This window comes from Azospirillum agricola (genome assembly GCF_017876095.1).
Classification (GTDB): domain Bacteria; phylum Pseudomonadota; class Alphaproteobacteria; order Azospirillales; family Azospirillaceae; genus Azospirillum; species Azospirillum agricola.
This window is the reverse complement of sequence record NZ_JAGINM010000084.1, coordinates 1-1,087: the sequence shown is the minus strand read 5'-3', so window position 1 is coordinate 1,087 and position 1,087 is coordinate 1. Positions and strand designations below refer to the sequence as shown.

Annotated in this window: 1 protein-coding gene and 1 pseudogene; both read right to left on the bottom strand. The window is 67.9% G+C overall.

The window, feature by feature from the left end; translation table 11 throughout:
• On the bottom strand, nucleotides 1–818 hold an 818-nt coding region (locus J2847_RS33925; RefSeq protein ID WP_233474991.1), incomplete at its 3' end, for a branched-chain amino acid ABC transporter permease.
• A 65-nt stretch (nucleotides 819–883) separates the two neighbouring features.
• A pseudogene (locus J2847_RS33920) lies at nucleotides 884–1,087 on the bottom strand (branched-chain amino acid ABC transporter permease); the annotation flags it as partial.

Below are 1,087 nucleotides of genomic sequence, written 5' to 3'. Positions count from 1 at the left end.
ACCGGGACCGGGAGGCTGGTGGCGGCCAGATAGCTCTCCAGCGTGACGACCAGCGCGGCGCCGACCACCGGGCCGAACAGCGTGCCCATGCCGCCGAGCAGCGTCATCAGCACCACCTCGCCCGACATCTGCCACTGCACGTCGGTCAGCGAGGCGAGCTGGAAGACCAGCGCCTTGGTGCCGCCGGCCAGACCGGCGAGGCTCGCCGACAGCACGAAGGCCAGCAGCTTGTAGCGGTCGGTGCGGTAGCCGAGCGAGATGGCGCGCGGCTCGTTCTCGCGGATCGCCTTCAGAACCTGGCCGAAGGGCGAATGCACGGTGCGCCAGATCAGGACGAAGCCGCCCAGGAAGATCGCCAGCACCACGTAATACATGGTCAGCGGCTGGGTCAGGTCGAACAGGCCGAACAGCACGCCGCGCGGCACCGCCTGGATGCCGTCCTCGCCGCCGGTGAACTTCAGCTGCAAGGCCAGGAAGAACACCATCTGCGACAGCGCCAGCGTGATCATCGCGAAATAGATGCCCTGGCGGCGGATCGCCAGCGCGCCGAAGGCCAGCCCCAGCAGGGCGGCGAAGCCGGTGCCGAGCAGCAGCCCGAGCTCCGGCGGCAGGCCCCAGACCTTGACCGTGTGGGCGGTGATGTAGGCGGCGCCGCCGAAGAAGGCGGCGTGGCCGAAGCTGAGCAGGCCGGCGTAGCCGATCAGCAGGTTGAAGGCGCAGGCGAACAGCGCGAAGCACAGCACCTTCATCAGGAAGACGGGGTACAGCGTGAAGGGCGCCACGAGCGCGACCAGCAGGCCGACGCCGAACAGCAGCATGTTGCGCGTCGAGGTCGAGGCCGGAAGGGCGGCGGGAGTCGAGGTCTGGCTTGCGGAGGTCATGATCAACGCTCCCGTCCGAAGAGGCCCGCGGGCTTGATGAGAAGAACGATCGCCATGATGACGAAGACGACGATGTTGGAGGCCTCGGGGTAGAAGACCTTGGTCAGGCCCTCCAGCAGCCCGAGCCCCAGCCCGGTCACGATGGCGCCGAGGATCGAGCCCATGCCGCCGATCACCACCACCGCGAAGACGATGATGATCAGGTT